General features: G+C 34.6%; 16 protein-coding genes and 1 pseudogene. 10 read left to right on the top strand and 7 right to left on the bottom strand.

Annotation, left to right across the window (positions count from 1 at the left end):
- The first annotated feature begins 304 nt into the window (after positions 1 to 304).
- From PBT91_RS09880 to PBT91_RS09855, 6 genes and pseudogenes are all read left to right on the top strand, one after another.
- Positions 305 to 790 (top strand): annotated as a pseudogene (locus PBT91_RS09880) (YciE/YciF ferroxidase family protein).
- Positions 791 to 862: 72 nt separating this feature from the next.
- A complete protein-coding gene (locus PBT91_RS09875; RefSeq protein ID WP_270058312.1) occupies positions 863 to 1102 on the top strand; it encodes a hypothetical protein in 240 nt (79 codons plus the stop codon).
- Positions 1099 to 1278, top strand: coding sequence for a YqaE/Pmp3 family membrane protein (locus PBT91_RS09870; RefSeq protein WP_270058311.1), 180 nt, complete (start codon positions 1099 to 1101; stop codon positions 1276 to 1278). Before PBT91_RS09875 ends, PBT91_RS09870 begins: the two co-directional genes overlap by 4 nt.
- 385 nt (positions 1279 to 1663) lie before the next feature.
- Entirely contained in the window at positions 1664 to 2710 is a 1047-nt protein-coding gene (locus tag PBT91_RS09865; protein ID WP_270058310.1) for a helix-turn-helix transcriptional regulator, read from the top strand.
- Positions 2707 to 3726: a helix-turn-helix domain-containing protein gene (locus PBT91_RS09860; RefSeq protein WP_270058309.1), complete on the top strand. Its 1020-nt coding sequence runs from the start codon at positions 2707 to 2709 to the stop codon at positions 3724 to 3726. Before PBT91_RS09865 ends, PBT91_RS09860 begins: the two co-directional genes overlap by 4 nt.
- 1536 nt (positions 3727 to 5262) lie before the next feature.
- A complete protein-coding gene (locus PBT91_RS09855; RefSeq protein ID WP_270058308.1) occupies positions 5263 to 6276 on the top strand; it encodes a hypothetical protein in 1014 nt (337 codons plus the stop codon).
- 253 nt (positions 6277 to 6529) lie between these two features.
- Here PBT91_RS09855 and PBT91_RS09850 read toward each other — a convergent pair whose 3' ends face one another.
- The 7 genes from PBT91_RS09850 to PBT91_RS09820 all read right to left on the bottom strand — a co-directional run bounded on the left by PBT91_RS09850 (position 6530) and on the right by PBT91_RS09820 (position 12081).
- A complete protein-coding gene (locus tag PBT91_RS09850) occupies positions 6530 to 7966 on the bottom strand; it encodes a type IV secretory system conjugative DNA transfer family protein (protein ID WP_270058307.1) in 1437 nt (478 codons plus the stop codon).
- Complete coding sequence (gene mobB, locus PBT91_RS09845; RefSeq protein WP_270058306.1) at positions 7963 to 8997, bottom strand: MobB family relaxase; 1035 nt, start codon at positions 8995 to 8997, stop codon at positions 7963 to 7965. The genes PBT91_RS09850 and mobB overlap by 4 nt, the downstream gene beginning before the upstream one ends.
- Positions 8960 to 9535 (bottom strand): BfmA/BtgA family mobilization protein, encoded by a 576-nt coding sequence (locus PBT91_RS09840; protein WP_270058305.1) that lies wholly within the window; start codon positions 9533 to 9535, stop codon positions 8960 to 8962. The genes mobB and PBT91_RS09840 overlap by 38 nt, the downstream gene beginning before the upstream one ends.
- Before the next feature lie 396 nt (positions 9536 to 9931).
- Positions 9932 to 10129: a hypothetical protein gene (locus tag PBT91_RS09835; protein ID WP_270058304.1), complete on the bottom strand. Its 198-nt coding sequence runs from the start codon at positions 10127 to 10129 to the stop codon at positions 9932 to 9934.
- A 10-nt stretch (positions 10130 to 10139) separates the two neighbouring features.
- The gene (locus PBT91_RS09830; protein WP_270058303.1) at positions 10140 to 10583 is read right to left on the bottom strand and encodes a JAB domain-containing protein; all 444 of its coding nucleotides are present in this window, start codon (positions 10581 to 10583) and stop codon (positions 10140 to 10142) included.
- Positions 10584 to 10738: 155 nt separating this feature from the next.
- Positions 10739 to 11077, bottom strand: a complete 339-nt coding sequence (locus PBT91_RS09825; protein WP_270058302.1) for a single-stranded DNA-binding protein — start codon at positions 11075 to 11077, stop codon at positions 10739 to 10741.
- Positions 11078 to 11691: 614 nt separating this feature from the next.
- Positions 11692 to 12081, bottom strand: coding sequence for a hypothetical protein (locus PBT91_RS09820; RefSeq protein ID WP_270058301.1), 390 nt, complete (start codon positions 12079 to 12081; stop codon positions 11692 to 11694).
- Positions 12082 to 12871: 790 nt separating this feature from the next.
- On the opposite strand from PBT91_RS09820, the gene PBT91_RS09815 reads away from it, so the two are divergent.
- The 4 genes from PBT91_RS09815 (at position 12872) to PBT91_RS09800 (ending at position 15178) form a co-directional block, all read left to right on the top strand.
- On the top strand, positions 12872 to 13027 hold the full coding sequence (locus tag PBT91_RS09815) for a hypothetical protein (protein ID WP_270058300.1): 156 nt from the start codon (positions 12872 to 12874) through the stop codon (positions 13025 to 13027).
- 187 nt (positions 13028 to 13214) lie between these two features.
- Positions 13215 to 13895 carry a site-2 protease family protein gene (locus PBT91_RS09810; RefSeq protein WP_270058299.1) on the top strand — a complete coding sequence of 227 codons (681 nt, stop codon included), beginning with the start codon at positions 13215 to 13217 and terminating at the stop codon, positions 13893 to 13895.
- Between the two features lie 526 nt (positions 13896 to 14421).
- Positions 14422 to 14853 (top strand): FRG domain-containing protein, encoded by a 432-nt coding sequence (locus PBT91_RS09805; protein WP_270058298.1) that lies wholly within the window; start codon positions 14422 to 14424, stop codon positions 14851 to 14853.
- Entirely contained in the window at positions 14819 to 15178 is a 360-nt protein-coding gene (locus tag PBT91_RS09800; protein WP_270058297.1) for a hypothetical protein, read from the top strand. The genes PBT91_RS09805 and PBT91_RS09800 overlap by 35 nt, the downstream gene beginning before the upstream one ends.
- Positions 15179 to 15516 lie beyond the last annotated feature (338 nt).

The raw sequence follows: 15516 nt of genomic DNA, 5'->3' as shown, positions 1-15516 counted from the left end.
AACTGAGGAACATTGAACTTTTCTTAATAAAATGTTAGAAATTACTTCTCAATTATTTGTCAACTTTTATTTTACGATGATACAAGTCTTATAAAATGATTCCAGATAGCTATTGCATAATCTTGCTTACAAATGCCTACGACATAAACTAGGAAATAAATGATTTCTTAATAAGGCTTAATACTTTGTTATTTCTTTTTGTTTTGTTAACCCCTGTAATCTGATGGTTAACTTTGAGTTAGATTCTATTTTATAAAGTGCTAATCTTTTGAAAAACTATTTTAAAAACCAAATTAGATAAGCCATGAAAAATTTAAAAGATTTATTTGTCCATCAGCTAAAAGACTTATACAGTGCCGAAACTCAACTAATCGCAGCATTACCGGATATGGTCGAGCAGTCAAATACGCCTAATTTGAAAAAGGCATTTAAAATGCATTTAGAGGAGACAAAAGAGCACCAACTGCGGTAAAAGGATGTTTGCGAAGATATGGGAATTTCACCAACTGGAGAAGTGTGCAATGCTATGAAAGGACTTATAACGGAAGCTAACGATTTTTTAAAAGAAGAAGTGGAAAATGAATTTGTTCGAGATGCGGGAATTATAGCTGATGCACAGCGTATTGAACATTACGAAATTGCTGGCTATGAAACGTTAGTAAAATTTGCGCAGGAATTAGGTTATACAGGTATAGCTGAAAAATTAAATAAAACCCTCCGGGAAGAGTATGTAGCCGATGAAAAATTGAACACTCTAGCGACCAACCAAATCAATAAGAAGGCTGAATAATTCACAACTGCCTGGTGGGGCAGGCCATTCAGTATTAGGGTACTGAATGGCCTTTTTTAATCCAATTGAGAAATGAAAAAGAAAAATAAAGGAATCCAGGATGATGAGCAATATGCTATTTTAAAAAGAAATGGTATGAGTGAAGAGAAAGCTTCTGAGGTTTCAGAGAACAAGGAACAAGTACAAAGAAATGTTTATCATGATTACACTTATAAAGAGTTAATTGTGGTTTGTCGACAGAGGGGAATTACCCTTTTAGAGAAAAAGAACAAAGAAGATATAATAGATTTAATAATTAAAAATGACCAATGAAACTAAGTATAGTAATCTTAAATCTAATTTTGCCACCGGTTGCAGTGTATATTAAATATGGAGCTAAGAAATTTTTTTTAGTTAATTTATTACTCACCTGTTTAGGCTGGATACCTGGAGTAATCCATGCATTTATAATAAATGATAAATATATTAAGCTATTCCGAAAGTCCTAGACTATTATTTTGATTTTTTATTTCTATTGAAATTGATATATCTCGTTCACCATGTTGATCAAATCAATGTGATTATTGGGGCAAATTGGTTGTTAATCATTAGGAAGTTTCTTAATTAATGGCATTTAAGATTCTGTGTCGGATCTTATTCCTTATTTCTTCATCACTATTTATATGTTTTGATAACCCCGAGGGTTATTAAGGGTATAATTAAGTTCATTAGGGAGCTGTTAGAAAGAATGTAGTTTCGGCAACGTTCAAAATAGTAAAAAACAACGCAGTATGATTGAATTAATAAAAATGACATAAATAATAGTAAAACTGATTAAAATTTGCTTTCTACCGTTCATACCGATATGTAATACAATATTTTCGGTCTTTAAAATTGAAAGAACATTTGAAGGCAATAAGAATTCGACCATTTCCGATTAGGCATATTTTAAAGAATTTTCATTCACCAATAGAAAATTACGCTGGAAATAACCGGCGTGTTTTTAAAAAGAATCTCCCTGCAGAAGAAGGAAAAGGAAAAATCATTGGGGTAGCATTGGATAGAGATATTTCTTTCGTCTTTTTAGAAGGAGAATTGTCCCGTACTATTACCTTAGAATTAGAATTTAACCATCAAAATTCCCTTCAATTTGTTTATAATTTGGGACATCCCTTTCTGTACCAATTTTCTAATGACTCGGAATGGGTTATTTTTGAACAATTTCAGCATGCAATTACAATGACGTCCTCACGTCTTATCTCGAAAATTTCCCTAAAAAGCGGTATTCTTTACAATTTTTATTTGATAAACATTCCAAAAAAGCAATTTTTGGAAAATAGAACCTATAACGTCACGAGCTTAGAAGATAGCTTACAATTAATTTTTAAGGAAATTCCTTCCCAACAAAAACTTCATTTAGGACATTATAATCTTAAGATAGCCGATATTTTCAAAGAAATAAATGATTTAAGTACTCTTAATTTTCTGGATTATTTAAAATTGGAGTTGAATATCCATGAACTAATTTTTCTTCATCTGCAACAGTATAATAAAGATTTTAATTATCGATTAAAGCTTATTCATCCCACCGATGTGAAACAGGTGAAAAAGGCTGCTGAATATATCCATAAAAATATTGAAAAAGTTAGTAGAATTGATTGGATTAGCCGTGAGGTTGGCTTGAATAGGAATAAGTTGCAACAAGGATTTCAAGAATTGTACGGTCAAAGTGTGAATGGATATATAAGGTCTGCTAAGATGAATAAGGCCAGGGTGTTACTTGGTGAAAATCACTTGAGTTTATCCCAGATTTCTCATGAAATAGGAATTGCCAGTCCAAGTTATTTTAGTAGATTGTTTAAAGAGTTTTATCAGATAACACCATCAGAATATCGAAAACAAAGAGAGAAAAAGATTATAGAAAAAACAACACTGGCATGAATATAATTGAAGTTAATTCCATACCAATAGACGAAGTAATAAAGGATATAGGAAGAGCCATTTCACAGCCGGTTTCAGAGAATTGTAAGCAGGTTCGTTTAGATATTCCAGAAGCCTTGGGGGAAGGAAGTATTTCTGGGATTAATTTTAAGAATGGTTTTGGATTTATTCATTATGATTGTGTTTTCAAAGCGAAAACAGAAATACAATTTGTAGTAGATAAGATTCATCCGCTTAAATTTCTTTATATGTTAAAAGGAAATATGGTGCATCGATTTGAAGGCAATAAAGAAAAACACTCTATAGAGCAGTATCAACATGGAATTGTGGCAAATGTCCAAGATAAAGGGCATATTTTACAATTTTCAGAAGAAGAACAACTTTCTATGATCAGTATTGAAATTGACCGGGAAAATTTTATTGATAAGATTAATTGTGAGTTAGAAGGTATAGGATATAAATTGAAGGAGGTTTTTTTGGATGTGAAAGCCCAGAAAGAATTTTATCATAAGGGTTTTTATTCTCTTAAAATAGCAGATTTATTTCGGGAGATCCAGGAATTTAAGCGAAATAATTTTATCCGTAGGATTTTTCTTGAAGCCTTAACAATGAAAATGCTTACTTATGAATTAGAGAAATATGAAGATGAACTGAAAACAGAAACGGAGCAACGAATTTTGACGCATTATGAAGTGAGGTCTATTAGAAAGGCGGCTAATTATATCGAAGATCATATATCAAAGGGACCTGATCTGGAAGAATTAAGTCGCTATGCAGGCTTAAATAAAAATAAGCTTCAATATGGTTTCCAGGTTTTATTTGATACAAGTGTTCATACTTATTTGAAGCAGACAAGATTGAAAATGATGAAAACGTTATTGCTTAATACCGATCTTAGCATTAGTGAAATTTCAAATAGAATAGGCATAAAGAGCTATAGCTATTTTTCCAGAATTTTTAAAGAGAAATATGAGTTGTCCCCGATGGAATTCCGTAAGCTGAATCGTTTGTCCTGATACACTATTAGGGATTTATCTTTTATACATCATCTTTCGCGAACAAATCTTAATTAAATACTAAAAAATCTTTTTTAAAAGTTTTATTAGATGGGTTAAAAGTAGGTGTTTTTTTGCATTGGATATTTTCTTAGAATGAAAGTCTATATTATTCTTAACCTCTAAAAACGATAAGATTTGCTTTTCATCTACAATACAGAGGAATTGTTAATGAAAAATTATGAAATGTTAAGAACGTTCTAAAAATGATGAATGCGCCACATGATTCATCCTGTCCTTATAAATTCGTAAGTAATCAAATTTCCATTCAGAGTATGTATCAAAATTCGGCCAGCAAAAAGAATATTTTTCTTCTTTTACTACAAGAAGTAAAAAATGTCTTTGCAATATAATACCTATTTGTTTTGTTACAGGAAGAGTATGGATAGGTACCGTAAGCGACTTTTATTACGGTTTCTTGAATCCAAGAGTAAATTTATATTATTGGTTTTTGAAATCTTTCAGGAGTATTATAGTTTAATACGATTATGGAAAATTGAAAAGTATTTTATAAGACTCAAAAAAGAAGTTTTTCGAAACTTAACCGTTATAAAAGCTAAGGAAAATAGTCTAAACATTGATTTTAATTTTATAGAGAAGGAAAATTCAAATCTTACTTTTGTAAATGATATGCTCCGTAAAATTTCAGAACCATCGTTCAGAAATGTACTGCTTAGGCATCAGTTTGAATTGAAATCAATCTTGTCTGAATTGTAGTTTTTGGGAGGTTATTATTAGTAATAATAATCTTTAGCGTTAGATATTGGGCTAGCGTCATTTTAGAAAGTTGGGATTACGGTCTTGAAACCGGAATTATAGCCACCTCCCTTTATTTTGAGTTCACAATAAACAGTTTAGGGAGGTGGTTTCTTCAATATAATTTAAAAGTCTATCTGAGAAATAAAAAATTATGTTCTTATGATCATAACAATATATATAGTATTATTTGGTATCATTGGGACAACACTGATGACTATTTTTAGTTATATATATGCCTTTATAACAAATTACCAATTCAAGGAACCTGATCTTCTGAACCACATATTAGTTACTTCCAGATTTTCATTCTTGAGAACATTGGGCGAGCAAAAATTAATAGGATGGATTCTGCATTATCTCATAGGATTAGTCTTTAGTTATCTATTTTACCAGGGGATTCAATATTGCGATTTCAACCATGTATTGGCGAATGGGGTTTTTTACGGTTTTATTTTATCGGTAGCGGGTGTCGCCGGTTGGGCATGTTTATTATTTAAGGATTTTCCTATTCCCAATATTTATTTTAAAGGTTTTTTCTTTCATTTAATATTAGCCCATTTAGTATATGGGACAAATATTGCTTTATGTTTTGAATATTTCTTTTTCTCAGAATGAAAATAATAAAATCCCTTATATTTCTAATAATATTGGCATACAATGGCGCAGTAAGTTCTAGATCCTCTCTTCACCATTTACTTTTGAATTTATAAAAAACACTGTTTTAAATTTAATTGTATTTTGTGTAAAAATTCCCGTGAAATATCCTTGGGGATAATAGACCCCTATAATACCATAAATTCCAAGTATTTTCTTGATCTACAAGAAGCTATAGGAAGACCAATTCGAGCTATTTTTGTACATACAAAATCTTACTGGAATGCTGAATTGGCCACGCTGTTTTGCACTACTAGATCTCTAGCCACAGATAAGAAACTATGGAAAGAAAATCTGGACGGTATTATTATGGGATATTTTCCTAGAGAAACAGAGTTGGCCGCGTATACCAAAAAAGCTCTTGAACATCATTTGCCTATCTTCCAGTTCAGGCCCATTTTAAGAGATAGTGAATTAGCTAATCAAATTATTGAAATGGCAAGGTTAAAAAATCGATTGATTTTTTGCAATTCTCCCTATCGATATAGTCGAGCTTTTCAGGATATATACGAACGTTTAAAGAATGAGGAAGTAGGAAAGGTAAGGTTTATCGATCTGAAGTGCTATAAAAGCGATGGGCCTGACGATCAGTGGTTCTATAAAAATAAAGTTCGAGGCACTGGGGTTATCTCTCATATGTGCATCGATTTATTGGAAGTAGGATTATATGCTGTAGGATATCCCGCTATTGATACTATTGATTTTAAAAATTTTTCTCAGGGTAGTTTTTTAAAAAATGGAGAGGAACGTGCTGAAGATCTTGCAAGTATTGAAATACTGACAATTGAAGGATGTCTTATAAAATTGATGGCCTGTTGGAATATGCCCATAGGTGAAGAAGCGTTAATTAAAGCCGAATTTTATAGCAAAAAAGGGGGATTATGCTTTCATAATGTAGAAGGTAGGGAAGATATATTTATGGCTGAAAAGTATCATAAAGAACAAAAAGAAACTACAGTTTCTCCACCAGATAATTCTTCTTCAAATGCTCTGATCCATTGGTTATGGGAGCTTCAAAAAAGTTTTTGTTTCAATCAATTTTTTGCTAACCAGTTATTGTTCAGGAGAGAACTTTTTAAGTTATTAGGAATGAAATAGAATCATTGCATACTTTACTCACCTCCATGAATATCTATAAATATAGTGACATGAATAAGTTTAAGGAATTTTTAGTTTATATCCTTTTGTGCATATAAATGTATGAAAAACAATTTTTTATAAACAGGCAATTGATAACGAATAATAGGGTTGAATGACCAACAATAAAATAACTCATAGTTTTAGCGTTTTTTGATAGCAATTTATGATTAAAAAGATCTATACTCACAAGAATATTCTTTCATTTGATTCCTTATATAATTTTGTAGATATCTGTATAAACCTGTTGTTGATGGAACAGTAAATCTTCTTGGGTAATGTTCGCCTTAGAAATGGGCATTTCCCTTTGAATATCTTGAAGTTTAAACCGTACCTTTTTATCCTTCCCATCGGCAAAGGCCACAAATTCCCCTTGTTTCAATCGAAAAAACGCATCAGCCCTCCGTTTGGATACTTCTTTTTCCCCTTTGGTAATCCTGCTTTCGTAACTAAAACCACTGCTTTTACTGACGCTCTTGGTAGGGGTTTTGATGATCTCAAAAAAGCGTTCATGATATTTGGCCGTATCGGGATCATTCACCTTTCCAAAAAATTGGTAGGACAGGTTGCTCAAAATCGCCTTACTCGCTTTATCCCCGTATAGCAGATCGTTCTGAACCTTGTCCTGCATCACGTAAACGGTACTGATATCATAACTGCGCAGCGTAGCCGGGATCCGGTGCATATTGGGAAGTTTTAGGGTCGGTGCTTCTTCCAGGAGTAAAAAAGAAGCTTTACGTTCCCGGATACTCATCTGTTTGATAATGGTATGAATTATCATTGCAATGACGGGGGAATAAGCCCCATCGTATTTTGGATGGTTGACCAAAGCGACTATCGCCGGATGTTCCGGGTGGTTGATATCCAGTGGCACTTCATCTTTGCAAAGGACATAGAACAGTTTTTGTGAGCTGATCTTTTTAAAGGCATTGGCGAGGGTACTTTTCACTCCGGCGGTCTGTTTTTCTGATTCGATCCCATTGATAAACGCGCTGGCCATACTGCGCGCCGTAAGATCTGATTGTAAAAAGGCGACCAGCTTTTTAGTACTGACCACTTGAAACAGGGCAATAATGTGGGGCAGGGTGCAGCAATCAGGATAAGCGGTTTTCATCTTCCAGATCATCCCACTCAATAATCCTTCCACGGCATCCGAAAAAAACTTATTACTACCGGTATTTGCCGATAGGTTTTGTTCCAACAGGTTTTCCATCAATACCCGGGAAACCTCATTCACACTTTCCTCATTGGGCAGGTATTTTGGGGCAATGGGATTGACCCGGTAATGGATCTGATCAAAAGCGATGGTATAGAAGTTCAAGTTTTTATTTTTGAATAGGGGATAGGCCATTTCTGTGAGTTCAAAATCTTTATAATCGTGGATCACCCCACAAAAATCATTTTGGCTAAAATGCTGCAAGAAGTTATAGATCACACTTTCGGTTTTTCCACTTCCCGCTGATCCTATGATTGAGGCACCCCGGCGGATATTATCCGCTTTAAAATGTCCATTACTCAACTGAAAACGCACATGGTATTTTTTATCCCCTGGCGCTTTGCGTTCCGCGAAAAACAGTCCGTATACCACCGCACCCAGGAACAAAGCCGGGACGATGATATAGAGGGTAATATGTTCCCATTGCCAGTTCATATCCCGATCGATCCTGATTCAATAGCCTTGCCTACCCCTTTTTTCAATTGATTCAGGGCTTTTGTAGCCAGCTGAAATTTATTTGTAGGGATATTTAATACCGCTGTATTCACTCCTGATTGTTGTAATAATTTAAACGCCATTGCCTTTTCATTGGCCGGGAGCTTGGTGATGTTAGCAAAATACAATTTCGGATCTTTAAGAAACGTTTTTCGGGCAGTATAGCTTTCCACATAATTTCGTTTATAACGGAATAGTTGATCAAAGGTTTTCTCTGAATTTTTGATAAAAGCATTACGGTCAAAACCTCGTCTAACCATCTTGCCGTGCATTTCTACTTCCGAGGCTTTGTGCTTACTTCCCGGGGAAAGGCTGTAGCGGTTGGACGCATCCTTTCGGCTCACAATGATATGGATGTGGCTTTGCGGTCCCGGCTTGGCCATTCCCTGCACGATCCGTTTTCCGTTCAATTGATGGGGGGCTGCTGCTTCCAGCCGTTGGATTTCCCTTTGAAGTGTCTTAATATTCCCAACACGCTCCCCCCGGTTGATACTTCGGATATCATTTTTCAATGCCAAAATCCTCGTTGCATAGGGCTGATTTTCCCGAACCTGCTTATCGGTCCCCTTAAAGGTGCGCTGGCGTTCTACCTTGGCGTAATATTTAATATCCGTAATAGCCACTGGGCGACCATCGATTTCCCGGTGAAAAGACCTGGCGTATTCCTTCATTGCTTCCCGGGTATAGCGTTTGAGGGCTTCCGGGGAATCCTGAATACTTTTAAGTTCCCGACCGCTTGGATTTAGGGTAATCGAATAGAACTTGGGTTCTTTATTTTTAAGTTTGGCCGTATTGTCATCAATTTCCCGGATGACTTCTTCGGCAGTTATTTCATCGTGCTGCTGATCAAAAAAATGCTCCAGTTCGGGAAGCGGTTTGCCTTCATTTTCCTTTTCCAGGTAATCTACAAAATCGGCAGCACTTTGCGCATAATTACCCTGCACTTTCTGAGCGGTGATGGTGATGTACATTGTCGAGTTCTTCTTGAAGTTCTTCTAATTCTTCTGTATTCATATTCAGCTTATAATATCCCTTCCCAAAAGTTCCCTTCACATAGGTTAAATGTTCCAGTAGGTTTTTCGTGTTATTTCGGTAGGTGCTCAGTTCTTGTTGCATCTGGTCATAGCGTTTTTTGTAATGCTCCAATTCGCTATCCCTCGAAAGAGGTTCCGGTGTTCCAAAATCAAACTGTTCCGCTTCTTTTTCTTCCTGGTCTACCTTGTTTATTTCCTGAAATAGCGTGTCCAGCATCGCCTTGGTCGGCAGGGTCTGTTGCTTTTCAATATTCCGTACAATAGCAATCAGGGCATTAATCCTTTTTTTTGTTGCATCCGTTTGTACGCCAAGATTATCATTAGGGTCAAGATTATTCCATTTGAAGAAGTTCAACATTGCCTCGAGGGTTTCCGAATGCGATTTGGAAATGTCCTTGGAAAATGCCCTAAAACGCTCGGCAATATCTTTCTTGATATTGATCCCTGAAAAGCCGTATGTTGAAAATTTCTTCATTTTTGCTGCAAAAAAATGCCTGTTTACAATGGGTTCCAGAGGTTTTGCTGCAAAGTCCTGAAAATCAGTATAAATAAAATATATTTAAATATCTGATTTTTAGTGGTTTACATAGAAATTGACAGCCGAGACACCGCTTTGCGTGTCACCCTCTTGCTCTTCCAATTTCCGTCCCGCAGGGACCCAAATTTCCAGACATTCTCACCAATCCCGATAGCTATAGGGATTGGTGAGAATGCCTTTATTAGTTTATGGATTGGTCATTTAAGGAAAGTCAAATCAAAAAAAGTAATGACCAAAGTGTTATTAATCAATAATCTAAAGATACGATTTAAACGAAATAGGCAAAAGAAAAAGCCCTCATTTAATAAGGGCTTGTTTGGTGTTGTTTAGTGGTCACATATTGAATACAAAATCATAATTGTATAGATTTCGTATGGCTTCCTCTTCCAACAAGGTATCGTAATTGACATCCTGTTGTTGGGCATAGTTCTTTAATTGGTTTCCGAAGAGATTTTCAACTTCTTTTTTAGACATCGAAAGCAAACGTTCCTGTGTTTGCTTATCAAGGTTGGTATAATTCAAATAGATCATGATGCCAATCTTAAAGGAGACCTTCATCGGCAAAACTCAGATAATTACCTTCTCCAGTCATAATGATATGATCGAGTAATTTAATATCTAGAAAATCACAGGCTTTCTGAATCTTTGAGGTCAGGTTTTTATCATGATGACTGGCCTCTAATTTCCCAGAGGGATGATTGTGGCAAACAATGATGGCCGTGGATAAGCTTTTAAGGATTAGCGCGAACATAATTCGTAAATCTACTAAGGTCGTGGTAATTCCTCCAGAAGAAATCTGACAAATCCCTTTTACGATATTGGAATTATTCAGTAACATTACTTTAAAACATTCCTGTAACTGAATTTCGTTTTTATCCCAATTTTGATAATACAGGTTGGCAGCATCCTGAGAACAACAGATTTTTGGACATTTAGAAATATTGATGCGTTCTTTGTAGCATAATTTTATTTGATTAACTTTCATAATAATAAGGTTTAAATTAGGGGGTGTTAATTCTATTCGGTTACGCCCCTTTTTAATTCAATTTTCACTAGATTTATAAGGCCTAAACTTTAGGCTAAGATCATCTCAAAAAAAAACAAGGAAGCGAAAGGATTTTCGCTCCTTGTTTACCATTTTTAATCGTTACCACCTAATAGTAGGATTTCAGAAGCTAGCACTTCGGTAACATATCTTTTTACCCCTTCTTTATCCTCATAGGAACGAGAAGTTAATTTTCCCTCTACGGCAATTTCTTTGCCTTTGCTTACATAATTTTCAATGATTTCAGCAGTCTTTCCCCAAGCCACCACGGTATGCCAGGAGGTCGCCTGTACCTTTTCGCCTTTATTGTTTTTGTAGTTCTCATTGGTCGCCAATGATAAGCGGGCTACTTTTTTGCCGTTATCAAGGTTGGTGGTGCTAGGTTCTTGACCTACGTTTCCGATTAACTGTACTTTGTTTCTTAGATTACTCATAATTAAAAGTTTTAGAGGTCTGCCTTTAAAGACAGACGGTTACACATTGATTAACAAAATTGATTTACTTATTATATCCGGTAGCGTTTTTCCTGCCGCGGCAGGCAAGCTTTTTTTGATTTTTTTAGTTTCCCTTCCGGATCGATATGTTATTGATGATTTCATATTAAACTGTTTTGATTTACTTCCCATAGCGCCGTATAGCTGTTATCTTTTTTTGATGCTTACACGATTTCAATATTTTGGATTGATAAGGACTTATAAAAGCGAGTAGGGGAGCGGCTTATGCAGTGCGGTTCAATTCCAAAATGTTGGTGTTTTGCGACCAAAAAAAGAATAAGTGTACGGGGTGGTAGGGAATCAAAAACCTAAAATGAAGAATCGGTAAGCTTCAGGAAGGGAAACTAAATGCAAGAATGGAAATTTGATGAAGCAGAGATAAGCCAAGTATGTTATGTAGATATGCCATCTCTTACTTATATATGATTATTCTATACTATAAAAGTTTTCTGTCCAAGATTTTCTACAGTGAACTTTTTTCCTAAAATACAGCAGGTTAAAAAAGAAAACCCGCTCTCACGAGCAGGCTTTCTGATGCTATACTACTTTTGATATTAGAGTTCGAATTGAACAATTTGTTGTTCGATTTCGACCTTACGCTTTTCCAGGGTGGATTGTAAATGCGAGGTCACTAACTTGATCAAATTGGAATTAGTGGTTTTAAATTCTAAATGATGAGCATCTCTAATCAAAAAGCTGCTTGAACCATCCTGATTGTAGTTGAATTTAGTAAGTTCGGTTAAGGTTTGTGTTAAGCGCTCACGTTGCGTGGCTAAACCTTTTAATCTTTCAAATTTTTGAATCCGTTCATCGAAACTTATTTCTTTTTCTTGCGACATACCGCTAGCTTTGGCCTCAGAAGTTCTTTGTTTTTCCATAGCTTCCTGGGTTAATTTCTTTTGAACCTCCTTATTTAGCGGTGCTTTTTTTGTTTTTGTTTCCATGATAATGAAATTTTATATTAAGCAATATTTGAGTCTGGCTCAAACGGAAGTCAAAATTTTGGAGCGGAAAGGAAACGGCATCGTTACTTACCGAATGAAATAATATTGTTGGAACAGATACTGTTCTAACTTGAAATCAACAGTTCCACTTACTGCATTAGCTTTAGAAACGGAATAGAATAAATCTACTATTTATATTCAGTACGGTAAGTTATTTGAGCCTAAGCCAGAGAGTATTAAGGGCACAACCCACTAACGATTTAAGCCGCTCAAAGGGAACATTAAAAACACTTATTATGAAAGCATATGGTATTGACCTTTCCAAAGAAAAATTGACGTAAGCTATGTTCTTGCAGGGGAACAGAAAGAGAGAATTGTTAAAAATGACTTTAAAGGTATCTGCTATTTTTTGAAACAGGTAGAAGATAACTGCATCCTGGTAGCTGAACATGCAGGAGGCTGCGGTGACCTATTGGTCTCACCTATGCGTTCCAAGTCAAAATAGCATTGGTCTCTGGATACAACATTAACCATAGTTTGGGGTTGCAAAGAGGCAAGAGCGATTCTAAGGATGCATATCCTATTAAGAAATACAGTGAGAGGTTTTCTGAAGAGTTACGCTTTGATAGAGCCAAAGTCAGAGTAGGTCAAGGAACTCAAAGAACTTTATAGTTTGCGGGAACAGTTGTCAAAAAATAGAACATCGCTTTTGTTGGGACAGAAAACAAGAAAGCACAGTGCTTCCCAGAGTATTGTAGCCCAGAGAATTTGTCAGAGAGCGATTACGAATATGGAAAAGGAAATTGATGCGATAGAGAAGGAAATCGAAAAAATCGATCAGAAGGATTCTGATTTAAAGGATAATTATAAGCTCATTACCAGCATCAAAGGCATTGGCCCAGTAATCGCCAGAAAATCAATTTTTAATAAAAATACTTTTTTATAAAACGAAGCTTAATCATAGCGACTTATATCATTGTGAAAAAAAATCAAAATTAGCAATTTCGTTCATTCTCTGTTTTTTGTATCAAAGTCGGAATGTTCTAGATAATAAATTTGCATGTTCAATAGTGTAATTGTGATTATATCAAATTTTTAGAATCATAGATTTACCTAAGAAAAAATGAAAGGTGATGATTGAATTTTTGGATTTATTGAAACTCTGTCTGGCTTTCTTTGTAATTATGCCGGCAATTTCAGTGTTTCATGAATTCGGACATGTAATTGCAGCTAAAATTCTTGGTGCCAAGAATATCAAGATTATTATAGGATCTGGAAATATAATTTTCAATTCTAAGTATATCGAATTTCGAAAATACTATTTTTATTATGGATATTGTTATTTTGAAAACATAGATGATAAAAGCAAATGGCGAAACCTATTTATTTATTCTGGAGGGGCTATTTGTAATATAATGATAGCTCTATTGTTGATGTATGCTATAAAAAATGAAATGCTTACTTCTAGTATTTTTACATATCAATTTTTATACTTTTCGTTATATTATATTTTTTTTGCTTTATTTCCTATGAGTTATCCTGATGGAAATTATAGTGACGGTAAAATTATTTATCACTTGATCAAGGATCGAGACAAATTAATAAGGCAACATCTATTCCAACTCCAATATAATGAGAAGCAAAAGAAGTGGGTACTTTCCTCCGAAGGAGAGAAGCAATTAGAGGAATGGAAGGAGTATGATTCGGCTTATAAAAATTCATTAGCTATGGCCCGTTCAAAACGACCAAGCAGGTTGGAGATACTAAAAGAAGAAAATACGCAAGTCGAAATATTTCCCAGAAATCCAATATAATATTTAACAACAAAATGGATATAGCTAAATGAGTGAGTTTGGTAATACGGATCGTTGTGAATATAGCCTAATTATTTTTTTGTCTCTAGGCTAATGTATTAATTGCTCATTCATTATAATCCTTCATGAATAGGTTTGTTTAAGTAATCGTGAACTGTAAAAATATAGATTATAACGTCAATCTTTCTCTTTATTTTTAAATCCCTGCAAGACTTCTTTAGGAGATAATCCATAGGTTGTAAGCATAGGTTTTCAAAGCCAGGAACTTCTGCGATAGCGGTCTCTACTATCGTTTTACTTTTTTTTATACATAACGGTAAATTTTAGTTTATCTTAAATATAAGAATTGTTGTATTTTGGCTTAGTAAGCTTCCGACCGGTAGGGAGGATTCGTTCAACAACATATAAAAACAATGCTTAATTCCGTCTCGAAACGAAACTTGGTGCTCACTTGCGGATTGTCTTACGGACAATCAAGCTCGCCAGCTCCTGTTTTTATACGATACGTTACCTGCAAGCTAAAAAAATGACTCATCACACTAAAAAAATAGAATCATTCGAAGAATTAGTTAATTTATTATCTAATCGAAATTTTCCAATTGGAAATACAGTTTACAGAGGAATAAAAGACAGATTAAATCATAAATTAATTCCATCAATTGGAAGACTCAAAAACATTGAGGGAGATTTCAATTTATACGAAAAAGAAATTCTTCGAAAATTTAAATTAAGAGCAACAAGTCAGTTAAAATTTGAACCTAAAAATGAATGGGAATGGCTAGCTCTTGCTCAACATCACGGATTACCAACAAGGCTTTTGGATTGGACATCAAATCCGTTAATTGCAGCTTACTTTGCCACAAAACCAGAAATAAATTTTGGAGGAAAATTAAAACTTCCTAATGAGAATGGAGGAGCAATTTATGTTTACAATACAAAAGAATACATCGACATTTGAATCAGAAGGAAAAGGTCCATTTGAATACGGAGCAGGAGTATTTTATACACCTTTTTTAACTAATAGAATTTCTGGACAAGCAGGTCTTTTTTCTACGCATCCTGGACCAAAAGATGAATTCGATTATCCTGGATTTAAAGAAAGTCTACAGGTAATCACCTTTAATCAAGAATTGGCTATAGAAATTCAGAGAAAGTTATATAAATTAGAGATTCGTGAAAGCATCTTATTCCCTGATTTAGATGGAATTGCAAATGACATCAAAACGGAAATGATTTTTGATAACCTGCAACGACCATCTACGGATAAAGTATTTTTCTTTTAACGTTTTGTAAAAAGCCAGAAGGTAACAATGTATATAAAAAATAGCGCAAGTCATTGCTAAAACGATAACTTGGGCATTTTTGGCAAGTCGCCAAATTTTTAAATTTGACGATTGCCTATAAATAAAAGAAATAGTAAAATTTAAAAATTAGGCTTGTGTTTAACCCGAAAAGTAACAGCTTATTTTCAGCGCGACTTTTCAAATGAGACGTTACCTGCAAGCTGAAAAAAAAATTTTTGCCAGAAATAGTTTGACCAAAATAAAGTTTGCCATAAGCTTAGATTGTTAAGTAAACTAATGGCAGATAGAAAAGAGTGAGAACTACAAGTAAAGAGCGT

The sequence above is a fragment of the Zunongwangia sp. HGR-M22 genome (assembly GCF_027594425.1).
Lineage (GTDB): Bacteria > Bacteroidota > Bacteroidia > Flavobacteriales > Flavobacteriaceae > Zunongwangia.
Note: the sequence above shows the minus strand (reverse complement) of the source record. Positions and strands in the feature narration are given on the sequence as shown.

Bases quoted from the DNA above. Each gene is read 5' to 3' on its own strand.
- PBT91_RS09875 (WP_270058312.1), top strand. From the start codon at position 863: ATGAAAAAGAAAAATAAAGGAATCCAGGATGATGAGCAATATGCTATT.
- PBT91_RS09870 (WP_270058311.1), top strand. From the start codon at position 1,099: ATGAAACTAAGTATAGTAATCTTAAATCTAATTTTGCCACCGGTTGCA.
- PBT91_RS09860 (WP_270058309.1), top strand. From the start codon at position 2,707: ATGAATATAATTGAAGTTAATTCCATACCAATAGACGAAGTAATAAAG.
- PBT91_RS09850 (WP_270058307.1), bottom strand. From the start codon at position 7,966: ATGAACTGGCAATGGGAACATATTACCCTCTATATCATCGTCCCGGCT.
- mobB (WP_270058306.1), bottom strand. From the start codon at position 8,997: ATGTACATCACCATCACCGCTCAGAAAGTGCAGGGTAATTATGCGCAA.
- PBT91_RS09840 (WP_270058305.1), bottom strand. From the start codon at position 9,535: ATGAAGAAATTTTCAACATACGGCTTTTCAGGGATCAATATCAAGAAA.
- PBT91_RS09835 (WP_270058304.1), bottom strand. From the start codon at position 10,129: ATGATCTATTTGAATTATACCAACCTTGATAAGCAAACACAGGAACGT.
- PBT91_RS09830 (WP_270058303.1), bottom strand. From the start codon at position 10,583: ATGAAAGTTAATCAAATAAAATTATGCTACAAAGAACGCATCAATATT.
- PBT91_RS09825 (WP_270058302.1), bottom strand. From the start codon at position 11,077: ATGAGTAATCTAAGAAACAAAGTACAGTTAATCGGAAACGTAGGTCAA.
- PBT91_RS09820 (WP_270058301.1), bottom strand. From the start codon at position 12,081: ATGGAAACAAAAACAAAAAAAGCACCGCTAAATAAGGAGGTTCAAAAG.
- PBT91_RS09815 (WP_270058300.1), top strand. From the start codon at position 12,872: ATGGAAAAGGAAATTGATGCGATAGAGAAGGAAATCGAAAAAATCGAT.
- PBT91_RS09810 (WP_270058299.1), top strand. From the start codon at position 13,215: ATGATTGAATTTTTGGATTTATTGAAACTCTGTCTGGCTTTCTTTGTA.
- PBT91_RS09805 (WP_270058298.1), top strand. From the start codon at position 14,422: ATGACTCATCACACTAAAAAAATAGAATCATTCGAAGAATTAGTTAAT.
- PBT91_RS09800 (WP_270058297.1), top strand. From the start codon at position 14,819: ATGTTTACAATACAAAAGAATACATCGACATTTGAATCAGAAGGAAAA.